Origin of the sequence: Paenibacillus sp. NEAU-GSW1 (assembly GCF_009737085.1) — a bacterium.
Taxonomy (GTDB): Bacteria; Bacillota; Bacilli; order Paenibacillales; family Paenibacillaceae; genus Pristimantibacillus.
On the sequence record NZ_WOVL01000014.1, the window covers coordinates 32,590 to 47,691 of the forward strand.

Genomic DNA, 15,102 nt, shown 5'->3' on the forward strand with positions numbered 1-15,102 from the left:
GGAGATGAGATGAACGAATGCCTACTGCTGTAAACGTTTCTGCGCATGCGCTGGAACATTCGTACGATGCAAGCGGCGTTTCTTCGCTCGATATGTCGTCGCTGCTGCTTTGTGCTTACGAGCTGGGTGACTGGATCAATCAATCGGCGGAGGTAGCCGACTATTTATATTGGAAAGAAGCGGTCAAGCAAGACGAACAGGTGCAGCAAATGATGAAAGGCTTTGCGAAGGCAAAGGAGCTGTTCGAGGAATGCCAGCGGTTTGGAAGGTATCATCCCGATTATCACGCCGCTAAGGATAAGGTGAGAAGCCTCCAGCGCGAGCTTGACGGCTTGGAGCCGGTAGCAAAATTCAAGGCAGCGGAGCAAAAAGTCGATACGATGCTGTATGAAGTATCGCGAGTTATTGCCGAATCGGTGTCGGAGACGATTAAGGTGCCGAGCAATGAAGGAACTGCTGCAGGCGGCTGCGGAAGCGGCGGTTCTTGCGGCTGCGGAAGCGGCGGCTGCGGTTAATCAGCCCATATGGCGCACGGGGGGAAGAGATGTTGTTACCGGAACGAACAGGATATATTATTTGGGTCAGCGATTTAAAAGCGGCTAGAAATTTAGATAAATACGGTACGGTTCACTACATGTCCCGCAAAATGCATTATGTCGTCATGTACATGAATGCGGATCGTGCCGAAGAGGCAGTGCGGACCATCGGACGATTGCCTTTTGTGCGAAAGATAGAACGGTCCTATCGCAATGAATTAAAGACGGAATACAGCAAGGATAATGAAGATAAGACAAGAGCATACAGTATGTAATAATCTGTAATAAAATTGATGAAGGCGGTTTGCAGGAGATAAATTACCGGCAAGCCGCCTTCAATTTTTTAATTATTTAACATAAATTTACATTTATGGAGTGTGTTTAATTTAATGTTGAAAAATCGGACAGCCATGGTAAAATAATGAGTACATAGTAAATAAGGCCTGGTTCCTAGGGAAGGGGTGTGGTTTGTGATGAAGGACAAAGTGACTAAGAGATGGAGCACTTACGAAACATTTTATATCGATTTGGGCGATAAAAAAGTAGCGGACATCGTCATAACGAACCACGCAAGGAGCCGCTGGTCGGATCGTGTCGAAAGCGAGAAGACCGGTTTTGAGGATATTGCAGCATTTTTATGGGAATGTTTAAAGCAAAATCGGGTAAAGTCTTATTACCGCAATGAGCAGGACGTCTATTTGATTGATGACGACCTGGTGTTTGTCGCTGAGTTCAACGTATCGGAGCATGACACCGATCTGCTCGGCAATCCGTTACATAAGATGATTGTTGTTACGTTTTTGGGACGTATGTCAGAAACCATCGAGCTGCGGGACCTTAAGTCCTACTACTCATGGCTGCGCCATTCCAGGCGGATGACGCTCGTTAAAAACAGCAGAAAACGTAAATAGTTGCATGATCGAAAGCGCTGTCCGCTCTACGGGCCGCGCTTTTTTGTTACGAATATGTTTTACGATGTAGTATAATAACGATCAGAAGAAAGGGTGGTCGGACAGATGGCGTTAAATTTTCATCAGCTGCATATTTTTTATACGGTTGCGGAGAGAGGCAGCTTTTCGGCTGCCGCGGGAGCGCTTCACATGACACAGCCAGCGGTTACGATGCAGGTTCAGTCGCTTGAGGACTACTTTGGCACGAAACTGCTGCAGCGTTCGACGAAGCGGATTGAGCTGACTGAAGCGGGCAGGGCGCTTATGCCTTACGCACGGCGCAGTATCGAGCTGATTCGCGATACGGACCAAGCGATGTCTACATTCACCCAGCAGCTTAAAGGCAGATTGCAGCTTGGCGCAAGCTTAACGATAGGCGAATATATATTGCCGCGGCTGCTTGGACCTTTTGGCAAAGAGTTTCCACACATTTCCATCAGCATGAAAGTCATTAATACTGCGCAAATATTAGAGGATATTCTCAATCATCAGCTCAATTTCGGCCTCGTGGAAGCGCCGATCAGCCATCCCGATACGCATACGGAGGCTGTCATGAGTGACGAGCTTAAGCTGATCGTGCCGAAAGATCATCCGCTCGCCAGCCGTGAGGAAGTTACGCTGGATGAGGTGGCGGAGTACCCGTTCGTGCTGCGAGAGCAAGGGTCGGGGACACGGCTTGTTATGGAAGAGGAGCTGAGACGGAAAGATATCGATCCGAGCCGATTGAAAATCGTAATGGAGCTAGGCAGCACCGGCGCCGTCAAATCGGCGGTTGAAGCGGGACTCGGCATTTCGTTTTTATCGTCTTCCTCGGTTAAGCATGAAGTGGCGCTCGGGCTGCTTCACATTGCGCCGATCGAAGGCGTGCGGTTCAAACGCCAGTTTTATTCGGTTTATTTGAAATCGTCTGTGCTGCCGATTTCAGCTGTGACGTTTTTGTCGTTTTTGAGAGAGAGGGATTTGCAGCAATGGCTGTAGGAAATGGTGCCGGAAACGGCAAGGCGGATCTGCATACTCACACGACAGCTTCTGACGGAACCAATTGTCCGGCAGTAAATGTGCGGCTTGCGAAAGCGGCGGGCCTGTCCGCCGTTGCGATAACCGACCACGATACGATGGCCGGAGTCGAGGAAGCGATTGCCGAAGGGGAGAAGCTGGGCATTGAAGTTGTGCCGGGAGTTGAGCTTAGCACGTCGGCGGAAGGCAGCGACATTCATATTCTTGCTTACTATCCGGATTGGCGCAATGCGTTGTGGCAGCAAAGACTGGCGAGCCAGCGAACGATCCGGGACCGGCGCAATGCGATGATCGTAGAACAGCTTGTACGTTTAGGCGTTCCGATTACGCTGGACGAAGTCGTTGCTGTCGCAATGGAGAAAGCGGGCGCTGAGAGCAAGGGCGATAAGACGGTAGGCCGGCCGCATATTGCAGAGCTTCTCATTCGGAAGGGCGTCGTTGCGACGATGAAGGAAGCTTTCGATCGCTACCTTGCCGAAGGAGGAGCAGCATATATGAATCCGCCTCGGCTGCATCCCTTTGAGGCGATAGAGTGGATAAAGGAAGCGGGCGGAACGAGCGTGCTGGCGCATCCGGGGCTGTACGGCAATGACGAGCTCGCGGAAGCTATTATCCGCCGCGGCATTCAGGGCATCGAAGTGTATCACTCCGACCACGGGACAGACGAGGAAGAGCGCTATTTAGCGATGGCTCATAAGTATGAGCTGATCGTGACCGGCGGCTCCGACTATCACGGAGAACGGCAAGGCAAAGTGTTCCACGGCGCAATCGGCAGCCGGACGGTGGACGTTTCGGTGCTTGCGCGGCTGAGGCAATTCGTTTAGACATGGCGGAGAGGTGAAAACATGGTCGATTATGACAAGGTAATGGATACCATTTTGAGCCGCTATGTTCACAACCGACTCATCCTCGGGATTGACGGGCTGAGTCGTTCTGGAAAGACTACATTTGTAGCGGAATTGATGAAAAGGTTGATTCAATACCAAAAACCTGTTTGCATCTTCCACATTGATGACCACATTGTGGAACGCAAGAAAAGATACGACACTGAATATGAGCAATGGTACGAGTATTACAACCTTCAATGGGATGTTGGACTGTTGCGGAAACAGTTATTTTCAAAGTTAAACCATGCAGAAGTCATAAGCCTTCCCTTCTACAACTCCGCTTTAGATAAGTTAGAAATAAAGACCGTTGCTATACCCGGTAACTGCATTCTGATTGTTGAAGGTGTGTTTCTTCAACGACCAGAGTGGCGGGATTTTTTTGACTTCATCGTGTATTTGGATTGCCCAAGAGATAAACGATTCGAACGTGAATCTGCATCTGCAAAGGACAATATTGAAAAATTCAAGTCAAGGTATTGGAAAGCGGAAGACTTCTATTTGGATTCGGTAGCTCCGTTAGCCAACGCCGGTATGATTATTAGTTCCTGAAGAATGTCTAAATGATCCAGCAATTGCGGTCAATAGCAACAATCTTTACGAAAAAAGCCTATAAGTAAATAGGGATTCCTGTGTCCGTTAGAATAAGGGGGATAATTCGACATGGAGTTTGAATTGGAAAAGCTGAAATATCCAATCGGTAAATTTGAGTCTCCTGATCAAATTACGGCGGAGCAAAGAGTGCAATGGATTGCCCAAGTCGCCTCGCTCCCTCGTCGGTTGGCTGAAGCGGCAAACGGACTTTCGAACGAGCAGCTGGACACGCCTTATCGGGAAGGCGGCTGGACAGTACGGCAGGTCGTACATCATGTGGCGGACAGCCATATGAACAGCGTGTTCCGGTTCAGGCTTGCGCTGACCGAAGATCATCCGACGATACGCCCTTATGACGAAGTGAGTTGGGCCGAGTTGTCGGATGCGAAAACGAGCGCAATTGGCAACTCGCTCTCGCTGCTGGCATCGCTGCATGAGAGATGGGTGGAGCTGCTCACGTCGATGACGGAAGAGCAGTACAGCCGTACCTTTTTCCATCCTGGCTCACAGCAGACAGTGCGCCTCGATACAAATTTGGGACTCTACGCTTGGCACGGCAATCATCATCTGGCTCACGTCACGATGCTCAAAGAGCGAATGGGCTGGTAAATCGCAGTTGCACTAATGAAAAAAGGCTGTCCAGTGCTCTCGGGGACAGCCTTTTTTCATTAGTGCAACACGTAAATCACCGTCCAAACGGCCAATCTGAAGAAATAACGCTACGAGACAGCGTTATTTCTTCAAGTATGGGCAGGCGATGAATAGATTGCTTTTGTCACTTAGTTCACGCTTCGGGAAGGCAGCTGTTTCAGGCGGTCATCATCCGGTGTGATGAATAGTGTTTTTTGGTGGTCGTAGATGACGAACCCCGGTTTGGCGCCGCTTGGCTTGCGGACATGCCGGATATACGTATAGTCGACCGGAACGAGGCTTGACGATCTCGCCTGGCTGTAGTGCGCCGACAGCATCGCGGCTTCCTCCAGCGTCGCATCGCCGAAATCACCGCCTCGAATGACGACGTGGGAGCCGGGAATGTCTTTTGTATGCAGCCAAGTGTCCGAAGGCGCGGCAAGTCGGTTGGTCAAATATTCGTTTTGCGTATTGTTTTTGCCCACGTAAATTTGCACGCCTTCCGAGGACGTGTAGCAAAGCAGCGTCGGACGGGAAGCCTTCTTCCGTTTCGGTCCCCGTTTGGCGCGGTCGCGAAGATAGCCTTGCTCGACAAGCTCCTCGCGAATCTCCTCAATGTCTGACAGCGAAGCGTTGTCCAGCTGTTGAAGCAGCGACTCCAGGTAGCCGATCTCGGCTTCCGCAAGCTCCATCTGTTCGCCGACGATTGCGATACTGTTCTTATGCTTCGTGTACCGGCGGAAATAACGCTGCGCGTTATCGGACGGTGTGAGCTGCGGATCCAACTCGATCCGCACAGACGCTTGCTCTTCGTCGTAGAAGTTAATGAGCTCGATCGATTTGTCGCCGCGCTCTATTTGATGCATATAAGCGGTCAACAGCTCGCCGAGTACGCGGAATTTATCGGCGTCCTTCGCTTCTTCCAGCGTTTCTTGCAGCTTCTCGATTTTTTTCGCATTTTTTGATTTCTCGTTCTGTACAAAACGGATCAGATCGGCGGCCCGCTGCTTGACCGTATCCCGCTCGGCCTTGTCGCCGTAATAGGCTTCCAGACATTCGCTAATCGAATCGAAGCTCTCCGATTTTCCGTCAATATGCGTTAAATTCAAAACAGAGAAAAAGGGCTTGCCTTTCGCATCGGTGACGATGTTCGGCTCGAAGCTGCCGGAACGAACCTGCTCAGTAAAACGGTTAAAGCTGCTCCATAAGCTTCCGCCGTTCGAGTCGGCGCGGTGGACAATCTCTTTCGCAAGCAGCGGGCTTAAACCGCTGAACGCTTGAACAAGCCGCTGATGCGGCGCGGCTTCCTTGACGGTTCCTTCTTCGGATCCCTCACGGTCATTAGCGTTGTAAGCTTCCCAGAATGCCTCTTCCGATGCAATCTCAAGCGGGTCGCGCTTGCCCTGGTCAGGCGGCGCTGTGTATCGGCTTCCCGGCATAACAATTCGGTAGCTGCTTATTGCCGGCGTTACATGATGGATGCCGTCATGGATCGTGCCCGTCGACGAATCAAGCAAAATGATATTGCTGTGACGTCCCATAATTTCAATGACGATTGTCTTGGAAGACACATCGCCAAGCTCGTCCCGGTGGCGAACGTCAATGTGGATGATCCGCTCGCGGCCGACTTGACGGACTGCTTCAATGACCGCACCTTCGCAATGCTTCCGCATCAGCATGCAGAACATCGGCGCCTCCAGCGGATTCATGTACGAGGCGTTTGTCCAATGAACACGCGGATAGGTCGGGTTGGCGGAAAGCAGAAGCTTGCCTTGCGCGCCGGAGCCGCGGATGCTAAAAACAAGATCATTGTCGGTAGGCTGGTGAATTTTATGAATGCGTGCGCCGACACAGCGCTCCAGTTCTTTTACAATTGCGTGTACTACAATACCGTCTAAAGCCATTGGTTATGTAAACTCCTTACATCAAGGTTTTAAGAGAAGCTCAATATCACTCACGATCAAAAGTTTGCTGCATATCAAAACAGGTTCCCCCTCCTATCATGCCATAGTTGCGCCAAAAACTTAAGTCCTGTTGGGATATTTCACGGGCTGTCCGAATACATTTAGGCTTGAGAGGCTGTCCGAGGGCGCTCGGCAATAACGGGAGGGAGTCAGGATGGAACAAAAGAAATGGCATCAATTAGGGAAGAGCGAGCTTGCGGAAACGCTGGGCAGCTCGCCCGAGCAGGGATTGTCTGCGGCGGAAGCGGCGGATCGGCTTGCCAACCACGGGAGGAATGAGCTCGCCGAAGGCAAGCGGGTATCGCCGATCATTCTATTTTTAAACCAATTCAAAGATTTCATGGTGCTGGTGCTGATGGGAGCTACCCTCATATCGGGGTTGCTGGGCGAATACTTGGATGCCATTACGATTGTAGCGATCATCGTCATTAATGCGGTGCTCGGGTTCGTTCAAGAGTTTCGCGCCGAGAAATCGCTCCATGCGCTGAAAGAGTTGTCTGCTCCTCTCGCAAAGGTGCTGCGCGGAGGAGAGCTGCTGTCGATTGCGGCCAAGGATCTCGTTGCCGGCGACGTCATTTTGCTGGAAAGCGGCGACCGGATTCCGGCCGATATTCGGCTCTTGGAAGCGAATAGCTGCTATATTGAAGAATCGGCGCTGACGGGAGAATCGGTTCCGGTCGGGAAGCACGCGGCGGTTATTAACGACGAAGAGCTTCCGCTTGGCGACCAGCGAAATCTCGGGTTCATGGGCACAATGGTGACGCGCGGGACGGCGAAAGGGATTGTCGTACGGACGGGCATGAATACGGAAATGGGCAAAATTGCAGGACTCATCCAACAGACGGAGACGATGGAAACGCCGCTTCAGCACCGTCTGGAGCAGCTGGGAAAAATCCTCATAGCCGTAGCCGTCGGTTTGACGATCATGGTTGTCGTTGCAGGCATTTTGCACGGCCAGCCAGCTTACGGCATGTTCCTCGCGGGAGTCAGCCTTGCGGTTGCAGCAATTCCGGAAGGCTTGCCGGCTATCGTTACGATTGCGCTCGCACTTGGCGTCCAGCGGATGATCAAGCGAAAAGCGATCGTGCGCAAGCTGCCTTCGGTTGAGACGTTAGGCTGCGCATCGGTCATTTGCTCGGATAAGACAGGCACGCTGACCCAAAACAAAATGACCGTCACCCACATTTGGATGGGCGGACGGAACTTGAATGTTACGGGTGAAGGGTATGACATCTCGGGCGGCATTTTTGAAGGCGGCGCGCCTGTTGACATTAAACATGATACATCGTTAAGGCGGTTGCTGCACATTTCCGCGCTTTGCAACAATGCGGTGCTGTCGCGAGAGGAAATCGAAGAGGATTCGGGCGGCAAACGAAAAAACCGCAAAGAGCCTAAAGAGGAATGGGTACTCAAGGGCGATCCTACAGAGGGCGCGCTCGCGGTGCTCTCCGCTAAGCTGGGCCAAGCGGCGAAGTCGCTGGAAGGCCTCTATAAGCGGGAAAGAGAGTTTCCTTTCGATTCGGAGCGTAAAAGAATGTCGGTCATCGTCTCGCATCAAGGCGGCAGGCTTATTTATACGAAGGGCGCCTCCGACGTGCTGATGGATCATTGCAGCTACGTGCTGTGGGACGGCAAAGTAGTGCCGTTCACGGCGACGCTGAAGCGCAAATGCGCCGAAGCGGCGGAAGAGATGGCGCAATCCGCGCTTCGCGTGCTCGGCCTTGCATACCGAGATTTGCGGAGCGGCGATGCTTGCGAAAGCGAATCCGATGCGGAAAATCAACTCATTTTCGTCGGTTTGACGGGCATGATCGATCCTCCGCGCAAGGAAGCGCGCGACGCGATCGCAACCTGCCGCCGCGCCGGCATTAAGACGGTAATGATTACCGGCGACCATCAACTGACCGCCGAAGCAATTGCAGGACAGCTTGGCATTATGCCGCGAGGCGGCATCGCGCTGACCGGGCGGCAGCTCGAGGCAATGACCGATGATCAATTGGACCGCCAGGTCGACAATGTTTATGTTTACGCGCGAGTATCGCCAGAGCACAAGCTGCGTATCGTCAAGTCGCTGCAGCGGCAAGGCCACGTCGTTGCAATGACTGGAGACGGCGTCAATGACGCTCCGGCAATTAAAGCGGCCGATATCGGCATTGCGATGGGCATTACCGGCACCGACGTGTCGAAAGAAGCCTCGGCGCTCGTGCTGAGCGACGACAATTTCTCGACCATCGTCTCGGCGATTGAGGAAGGGCGCAGCATCTACGAAAATATTCGCAAATTCATCCGGTATTTGCTCGCTTCGAACGTCGGCGAAATTTTAACGATGTTCCTTGCGATGATGGCAGGTTTGCCGCTGCCGCTCGTGCCGATTCAAATTTTATGGGTCAACCTCGTGACCGACGGCTTGCCGGCGATGGCGCTTGGCGTTGACCAGGCCGAAAAGGACTTGATGCAGCAAAAGCCCCGTTCGGCCAGGGAGAGCATTTTCGCAAGAAGGCTTGGCTGGAAAATCATTAGCCGCGGCCTGCTGATCGGCATTTGCACGCTAGGCGCATTCTGGATTACGCTGCACGAAGCTCCGGACAGCGCGCAGCAATTGGTGAAGGCGCAGACGGTCGCATTCGCGACGCTCGTGCTTGCGCAGCTGATCCATGTGTTCGACTGCCGCAGCTCGCGCTCCATCTTCCACCGCAATCCGCTGCAAAACAAATATCTCGTGCTTGCGGTGCTGTCCTCGCTCGTACTCATGCTGGGGGTTGTCTATATCGAAGCGCTGCAGCCGATTTTCAAAACTGTACCGCTCGGCTTCCGCGAATGGTGCCTGGTGTTCGTCGCTGCAGGAATTCCGACGTTCTTGATGGGTATTGGCAGCGTGCTCGGCACAAGCAAGCCGAAGAACAAGGGAGCAAAGATGTCGCTTAAACCGAATTCTCCGCTCCGATAATCAAACAAATACAAATGATGATGTAAATTGTGAATAGCGTTTCTCCCTGCTTTGCGGTATGCTAATAGGAAAAAATGATAGCTTTCCACAAGCAGAAACAGCTTCGCCGTCTATTGGCGGCGGAGCTAAGTTTCGCGCTGAAATATAAGCGAAGTATCATGCTGAAACTTATACTTTCTTATATTTCAATGAAAGCCGCAATTAAGGGAGTGCAATTTCATATGAAATTTACTAAAATGCATGGCCTGGGTAATGATTTTATCGTAGTTGCCGGTGAACAGCAGCTTCCGGAAAATGTCGATCAGCTTGCAATCGACCTGTGCAACCGGTTTTTCGGCATCGGCGCAGACGGCCTCGTATATATTTTGCCATCGGAAATCGCTGATTTCAAAATGCGCATTATTAACTCCGACGGTTCGGAGGCCGAACAATGCGGCAACGCGATCCGTTGCGTCGCGAAATACGTGTTTGACAACGGCATGACCGATAAAGAAGAAATTACGATCGAAACGATCGGCGCGGGCGCGCAAAAGGTGCAGCTGACCGTTGAAGGCGGTAAAGTGAAAACCGTCCGCGTCGACATGGGCCAGCCGATTCTGAACGGCCTTCAAGTGCCGACAACGATCGACGCTGAGCAAGTGGTCGAGCATCCGATTACGGTTGACGGACGCGAGTTCCGTTTCACGGCTGTGTCGATGGGCAACCCGCATTGCGTCATTTACGTCGACGATGCTGTAAACTTTGATCTTGCAGCTTGGGGACCAAAGCTTGAAACGCATCCGCTTTTCCCTCGTAAAATCAATGTCGAGTTCGTAACGGTCAACTCCCGCGCGCACACCGACATGCGCGTTTGGGAGCGCGGCGCAGGCCCGACGCTTGCTTGCGGCACAGGCGCTTGCGCAACGGTCGTTTCTTCCGTTCTTAACGGCTTGACTGACCGTACGGCTACGGTATCGCTCAAAGGCGGAGACCTTCTGATCGAGTGGAATGAAGCCGATAACCATGTCTATATGACAGGGCCTGCTGCGGAAGTATTCCGCGGCTCGCTGTAAGGCGGCAGCGGCTATGAGCAATGCGACGGAAAAGCTTAGCTTAAAAGAAGCGCTTGGCCAGCGCATATTGACCGGAGACGGCGCGATGGGAACCTATCTGTATCAGATGGGGTTCCCTGTCGGCGTTTCTTACGAAGAATTTAACTTGCTTCGCCCGGATGTTATCGAAAATGTACATCGCCGTTATTATGAAGCGGGAGCGCGTGTCATCGAAACGAACACATTCTCGGCGAACCTTGAGAAGCTTGCGATTTATGGACTGGATGCGGAAATGGAAGCGATCAACCGCGCAGGCGTTAGAATCGCAAGAGCAGCCGCCGGCTCTGATGCTTATGTTGTCGGGGCTGTCGGTTCGATCCGGGCGGGAAAACTGAAAAATATTCGTACGGCGAAAGTAAGCGAAGCTTATGAGCGTCAGATGGAAGCGATGTTAAGCGAAGGCGTAGACGGCTTGCTGCTTGAAACGTTTTACGATTTCGATGAAATGATGCTTGCCTTGCGCATCGCGCGCAAGCTGACGCCTGACGTGCCCGTCATCTGCCAATTCGCTGCGGAAGACGTTGGCCGCACGCAGGACGGCACCGCATTGAAAGACGCGTTCGACCAGCTTCAGCTTGTCGGAGCGGATGTTGTCGGCTTCAACTGCCGAAGCGGCCCTAACGGCATTTTACGTGCGATTGACGCGATAGACGGTCCGGTAGCATTGCCGCTTTCGGTATTCCCGAATGCCGGCATCCCGGATTATGTGGACGGCAAATATTCGTACTCGGCAGGCCCGGACTATTTCGCTGAAACCGCGCGGCGGTTCGCTGACCGCGGAGCGCGCATTATCGGCGGCTGCTGCGGAACGACGCCTGAGCATGTAAAGGCGATGGCCGAGGCGCTGAAGGATTACGTACCGGCTGTGCAGAATGGCCAAGCAGTTGCAGTAGCAGCGTCTGCTGCGCCGAAATCGGAGACGATTACAGTCGCAGGGAAGCCGGAAGTGGCTGTTGTATCAACCGTTGCAGACAGAGGCGCAAACGACGCTGCAAACGGACAGCCGGTTGATCCGAATATTGTCGATTTGGTTAAACAGCGCCATACCGTTATCGTTGAGCTTGACCCGCCGCGCGATCTCGATATCCGCAAGTTTATGGACGGCGCTGCCGCGCTGAAGGCTTGCGGTGCAGACGCGATTACGATGGCCGACAACTCGCTGGCCGTAACGCGGATGAGCAACCTGGCGCTTGGCGCCCTTGTGCAGGAAAAAATCGGACTTCGTCCGCTTGTGCACATCGCCTGCCGCGACCGCAATTTGATCGGTACGCAATCGCATATGATGGGACTCGATGCGCTCGGCATTGATCACGTTCTTGCCGTAACGGGCGACCCGGCTCGTTTCGGAGATCTGCCGGATTCCAGCTCCGTTTACGATCTGACTTCGTTTGAGATGATCAAAATGATCAAGCAATTGAACGAAGGCATTGCTTTCTCCGGCAAGCCGCTGAAGCAGAAAGCGAAGTTCGTTGTTGGCGCGGCATTCAACCCGAACGTTAAGCATTTGGATAAAGCTGTACAACGGCTGGAGCGCAAAATCAAGTCGGGCGCCGACTACATTATGACTCAGCCGGTGTACGATCCCGCTTTGATCGAGCAAATTGCGGTAGCGACGAAGCATTTGGACGTGCCGGTATTTATCGGCATTATGCCCCTTGCAAGCGGTCGTAACGCGGAATATTTGCATAACGAGGTTCCGGGCATCCAGCTTTCCGATTCCGTTCGCCAGCGTATGGCGGGACTTGAAGGCGAAGCGGGCAGAGCGGAAGGCGTCCGTATTTCCCAAGAGCTGCTCGACGTGGCGATTAAGCATTTCAAAGGCATTTATTTCATGACGCCGTTTATGTTCTATGATATGGCGGTTCAACTGACCGAGTATGTATGGGCAAAAACAGGAGTTGGCAAATAACGGCTCACTAGAGCTGCGAGCGGGAGAAAATAGCCATTTTTCGCGGGTTTGCGCTTTTTCTCTTGTTCGCAGCTCTAAAATCAATTAAAATAGTTACCAATGGACGGCTGTCGGCTGCGCTTTTGGGAACAAATGCCGCTTTTAGCCGCGGTTCGGATTCGGCATGCGCGGCTAGCGTTGCCGGGAGCGTATGCTCCGGACTTTTTTCGTCAACAATAGTGCAATGGTTCTGTCTTATATTGGCAGAAGATTCGGCTTCATCGTCCAAACCGATGTTCATCTTAATCTTATTCGAGAAGTTGTACGAGGAAGACCGGAGGAGGACCTTACTTGGCTATAAAACTAATTAATATCGGCTTTGGCAATATTGTCTCAGCTAATCGAATTATTTCAATTGTGAGTCCGGAATCGGCTCCAATTAAACGAATCATTCAAGAGGCGCGCGACCGTCATATGTTGATTGACGCAACATACGGCAGACGCACTCGCGCTGTCATCATTACGGACAGCGATCACGTCATCTTGTCGGCGGTGCAGCCGGAGACGGTAGCGCATCGTTTGTCGACCAAGGATGACGATAACGACGAATAATACGGGGAGTCATATGGAAAAGGGATTGTTAATTGTACTGTCGGGACCTTCCGGCGTAGGCAAAGGAACAGTATGCTCTGTTTTGCGGGGCAAAATGCCTGAGCTCGTTTACTCGGTGTCTGCTACGACGCGGACGCCAAGACAGGGAGAGGTAGACGGGGTCAATTATTTCTTTAAAACGAAAGAGCAGTTTCAGGACATGATTGCGCGTGACGCTTTGCTTGAGCATGCGGAATATGTAGGCAACTGTTACGGCACGCCGCGTGATTTTGTCGAGCGCACAATTGCGAGCGGCAAGGACGTTATTCTTGAAATTGAAGTACAAGGCGCGCTAAAGGTGAAGGAGAAGTTTCCGGAGGGCGTATTCGTATTTCTGATGCCGCCGTCGCTTGACGAGCTTAAGCAGCGCATTACCGGCAGAGGGACGGAGACGCAGGATACGATCAATCACCGGATGACGGTTGCGGTGGAAGAGATTAACCTGCTCAGCCATTATGATTATGCGGTCGTGAATGATGAAATCGAAGCCGCTTGTCATCGGATTCAAAGTATTATTACAGCCGAGCATTGCCGCAAGGACCGTTTCTTGTCCAATTTGGCGGAGCTTCCGACTGCAATTGAAAAAGCTTGAGCGAGGTGAAAGTTAATGTTATATCCATCTATTGATGAAATGGTTAAAAAAGTTGACAGCAAATATTCGCTGGTTGTCGCTGCTTCGAGACGCGCGCGCATGCTGCGCAATGGCGATAAGTCGGAGCTTCGCAGCCCGAAATCGCGTAAATTCGTAGGCGTAGCGCTGGAAGAGATTTTTCACGATATCGTACAGGTTGAGTCGAACGGCGACAAACAATAACGGTAATGAGCGATCGGAAGAATGCCCGAAGAGGGCATTCTTTTTTTTTGCGCTTCGTCCCCCAATATTTGTAATCGCTTTCAAAAAACAGGTCTTTTATTGTAAGCAAACGGCATATGATTTAGTACAATAGACAGCTTAATAGGGGTGGCGGGATGGAGGTGAGGTAATGAGCGTGAATGAAGCGTTAATGCTAATGATTTCGTTCGCCACCTTGGTTGTTTCAATGCTGGCTTTTCGTCATAAGAAATAGACCCCGCTCTTTCCGTTAGCACCGGTCTATTTTCTTGTTAATCGAGCAACCGCCCTTAATGGCTGGCTGTTGGAATAAAGGGAAGGAGTCGGCGGCCACCGGCTCCTTATTTTCGCGCCGCCGGGCTGAACGACTTACACAAAAGAATCATATTCGCCCGTGACCTTATTTATTACCGTAACATTAGCATCTGCAGCAGCTAACTAATGCGGGCGCCTTCGAAGCGGGTATTTATGCCGCTAAGCGCGGTCAGATTTTTATCGATCGCGGTTGCAAATACTTCTACGATGTCGCGGGCCTCCAGATCGATAATGCCGCCGGCGTCAATAATGCCCCCCGTATTGAAGTAATCCTCTTGATCGGTAATTCGCGGGACGCCGTTAACGCGAATCTGCAAATTTAAGCTGAAGTTGGTAACGGTTGTCGAGGTGAAGAACACGCTTGCGAAGAGGGCGTAAACGCCGCTTTTTTTAGGGCGGAATGTCGAGGTTGCGGGGTTGTATTCATTGTTCAGGTCCAATTCTTGTACTTGATAATCGACTTGCGTAAGCTCGCTGTCGGGCAATTGCTGGTTCATGCCGGATACGGCTCTAAATGCGGATCTCGTTTTTGCGGTTGGTTTGCAGAGCGCTTTTTTGAAAACCCGTTTTTTTACGATGGTTGTTTTGCAAATGCGCTTTTTGATGACGGTTTGCCGGCAGACGCTTTTTTTAGCTGTGCTGCAGACGCTTTTTTTGTTGACCAGCTTTCGGGATACGGGCTTTTTGGCGCTGCATCTTTTCACCGTCGCTTTTTTGTTGTTCATCCATGTTCCACCTTTCATGTATGAGGCTTGTATAATCTATGAAAAGTGAAATTTAATAGAGACGGTACGAGCCCGCAC

Annotated in this window: 17 protein-coding genes; 14 read left to right on the top strand and 3 right to left on the bottom strand. The window is 51.8% G+C overall.

Features of this window, described 5'->3' with window-relative positions; genetic code table 11:
- The first annotated feature begins 92 nt into the window (after positions 1-92).
- The 7 genes from GOM71_RS12760 to GOM71_RS12790 all read left to right on the top strand — a co-directional run bounded on the left by GOM71_RS12760 (position 93) and on the right by GOM71_RS12790 (position 4,590).
- Positions 93-515 carry a YlbF/YmcA family competence regulator gene (locus GOM71_RS12760; RefSeq protein WP_253944828.1) on the top strand — a complete coding sequence of 141 codons (423 nt, stop codon included), beginning with the start codon at positions 93-95 and terminating at the stop codon, positions 513-515.
- 32 nt (positions 516-547) lie between these two features.
- Positions 548-811 carry a YlbG family protein gene (locus GOM71_RS12765; RefSeq protein WP_156281775.1) on the top strand — a complete coding sequence of 88 codons (264 nt, stop codon included), beginning with the start codon at positions 548-550 and terminating at the stop codon, positions 809-811.
- Between the two features lie 198 nt (positions 812-1,009).
- Positions 1,010-1,447, top strand: coding sequence for a hypothetical protein (locus GOM71_RS12770; RefSeq protein ID WP_156281777.1), 438 nt, complete (start codon positions 1,010-1,012; stop codon positions 1,445-1,447).
- 105 nt (positions 1,448-1,552) lie between these two features.
- On the top strand, positions 1,553-2,464 hold the full coding sequence (locus GOM71_RS12775; protein WP_156281628.1) for a selenium metabolism-associated LysR family transcriptional regulator: 912 nt from the start codon (positions 1,553-1,555) through the stop codon (positions 2,462-2,464).
- The gene (locus tag GOM71_RS12780; protein ID WP_156281630.1) at positions 2,455-3,327 is read left to right on the top strand and encodes a PHP domain-containing protein; all 873 of its coding nucleotides are present in this window, start codon (positions 2,455-2,457) and stop codon (positions 3,325-3,327) included. Before GOM71_RS12775 ends, GOM71_RS12780 begins: the two co-directional genes overlap by 10 nt.
- A 21-nt stretch (positions 3,328-3,348) precedes the next feature.
- On the top strand, positions 3,349-3,939 hold the full coding sequence (locus GOM71_RS12785) for a kinase (RefSeq protein ID WP_253944822.1): 591 nt from the start codon (positions 3,349-3,351) through the stop codon (positions 3,937-3,939).
- Positions 3,940-4,050: 111 nt separating this feature from the next.
- Positions 4,051-4,590: a YfiT family bacillithiol transferase gene (locus GOM71_RS12790; protein ID WP_173275564.1), complete on the top strand. Its 540-nt coding sequence runs from the start codon at positions 4,051-4,053 to the stop codon at positions 4,588-4,590.
- Between the two features lie 170 nt (positions 4,591-4,760).
- Here the strand turns inward: GOM71_RS12790 and GOM71_RS12795 are convergent, their stop codons facing one another.
- On the bottom strand, positions 4,761-6,515 hold the full coding sequence (locus tag GOM71_RS12795; RefSeq protein WP_156281632.1) for an Rqc2 family fibronectin-binding protein: 1,755 nt from the start codon (positions 6,513-6,515) through the stop codon (positions 4,761-4,763).
- A 214-nt stretch (positions 6,516-6,729) separates the two neighbouring features.
- Here GOM71_RS12795 and GOM71_RS12800 point away from each other — a divergent pair, with 214 nt between their 5' ends.
- The 3 genes from GOM71_RS12800 (at position 6,730) to GOM71_RS12810 (ending at position 12,522) form a co-directional block, all read left to right on the top strand.
- Entirely contained in the window at positions 6,730-9,522 is a 2,793-nt protein-coding gene (locus GOM71_RS12800) for a calcium-translocating P-type ATPase, SERCA-type (protein ID WP_156281634.1), read from the top strand.
- 221 nt (positions 9,523-9,743) lie between these two features.
- Positions 9,744-10,574: a diaminopimelate epimerase gene (dapF, locus tag GOM71_RS12805; RefSeq protein ID WP_156281636.1), complete on the top strand. Its 831-nt coding sequence runs from the start codon at positions 9,744-9,746 to the stop codon at positions 10,572-10,574.
- Between the two features lie 13 nt (positions 10,575-10,587).
- Positions 10,588-12,522 carry a bifunctional homocysteine S-methyltransferase/methylenetetrahydrofolate reductase gene (locus GOM71_RS12810; RefSeq protein ID WP_156281638.1) on the top strand — a complete coding sequence of 645 codons (1,935 nt, stop codon included), beginning with the start codon at positions 10,588-10,590 and terminating at the stop codon, positions 12,520-12,522.
- A gap of 7 nt (positions 12,523-12,529) precedes the next feature.
- On the opposite strand, the gene GOM71_RS23890 is transcribed toward GOM71_RS12810, so the two are convergent.
- The gene (locus tag GOM71_RS23890; RefSeq protein WP_173275567.1) at positions 12,530-12,802 is read right to left on the bottom strand and encodes a hypothetical protein; all 273 of its coding nucleotides are present in this window, start codon (positions 12,800-12,802) and stop codon (positions 12,530-12,532) included.
- Between the two features lie 50 nt (positions 12,803-12,852).
- On the opposite strand from GOM71_RS23890, the gene remA reads away from it, so the two are divergent.
- The 4 genes from remA (at position 12,853) to GOM71_RS24970 (ending at position 14,219) form a co-directional block, all read left to right on the top strand.
- A complete protein-coding gene (gene remA / locus GOM71_RS12815) occupies positions 12,853-13,113 on the top strand; it encodes an extracellular matrix/biofilm regulator RemA (RefSeq protein WP_005548256.1) in 261 nt (86 codons plus the stop codon).
- Between the two features lie 13 nt (positions 13,114-13,126).
- Positions 13,127-13,744 (top strand): guanylate kinase, encoded by a 618-nt coding sequence (gmk, locus tag GOM71_RS12820; RefSeq protein WP_156281640.1) that lies wholly within the window; start codon positions 13,127-13,129, stop codon positions 13,742-13,744.
- Positions 13,745-13,759: 15 nt separating this feature from the next.
- A complete protein-coding gene (rpoZ, locus tag GOM71_RS12825; RefSeq protein WP_156281642.1) occupies positions 13,760-13,966 on the top strand; it encodes a DNA-directed RNA polymerase subunit omega in 207 nt (68 codons plus the stop codon).
- A gap of 169 nt (positions 13,967-14,135) precedes the next feature.
- A complete protein-coding gene (locus GOM71_RS24970) occupies positions 14,136-14,219 on the top strand; it encodes a putative holin-like toxin (RefSeq protein WP_367649592.1) in 84 nt (27 codons plus the stop codon).
- 199 nt (positions 14,220-14,418) lie between these two features.
- Here GOM71_RS24970 and GOM71_RS12830 read toward each other — a convergent pair whose 3' ends face one another.
- On the bottom strand, positions 14,419-15,024 hold the full coding sequence (locus tag GOM71_RS12830) for a hypothetical protein (RefSeq protein ID WP_156281644.1): 606 nt from the start codon (positions 15,022-15,024) through the stop codon (positions 14,419-14,421).
- Positions 15,025-15,102 lie beyond the last annotated feature (78 nt).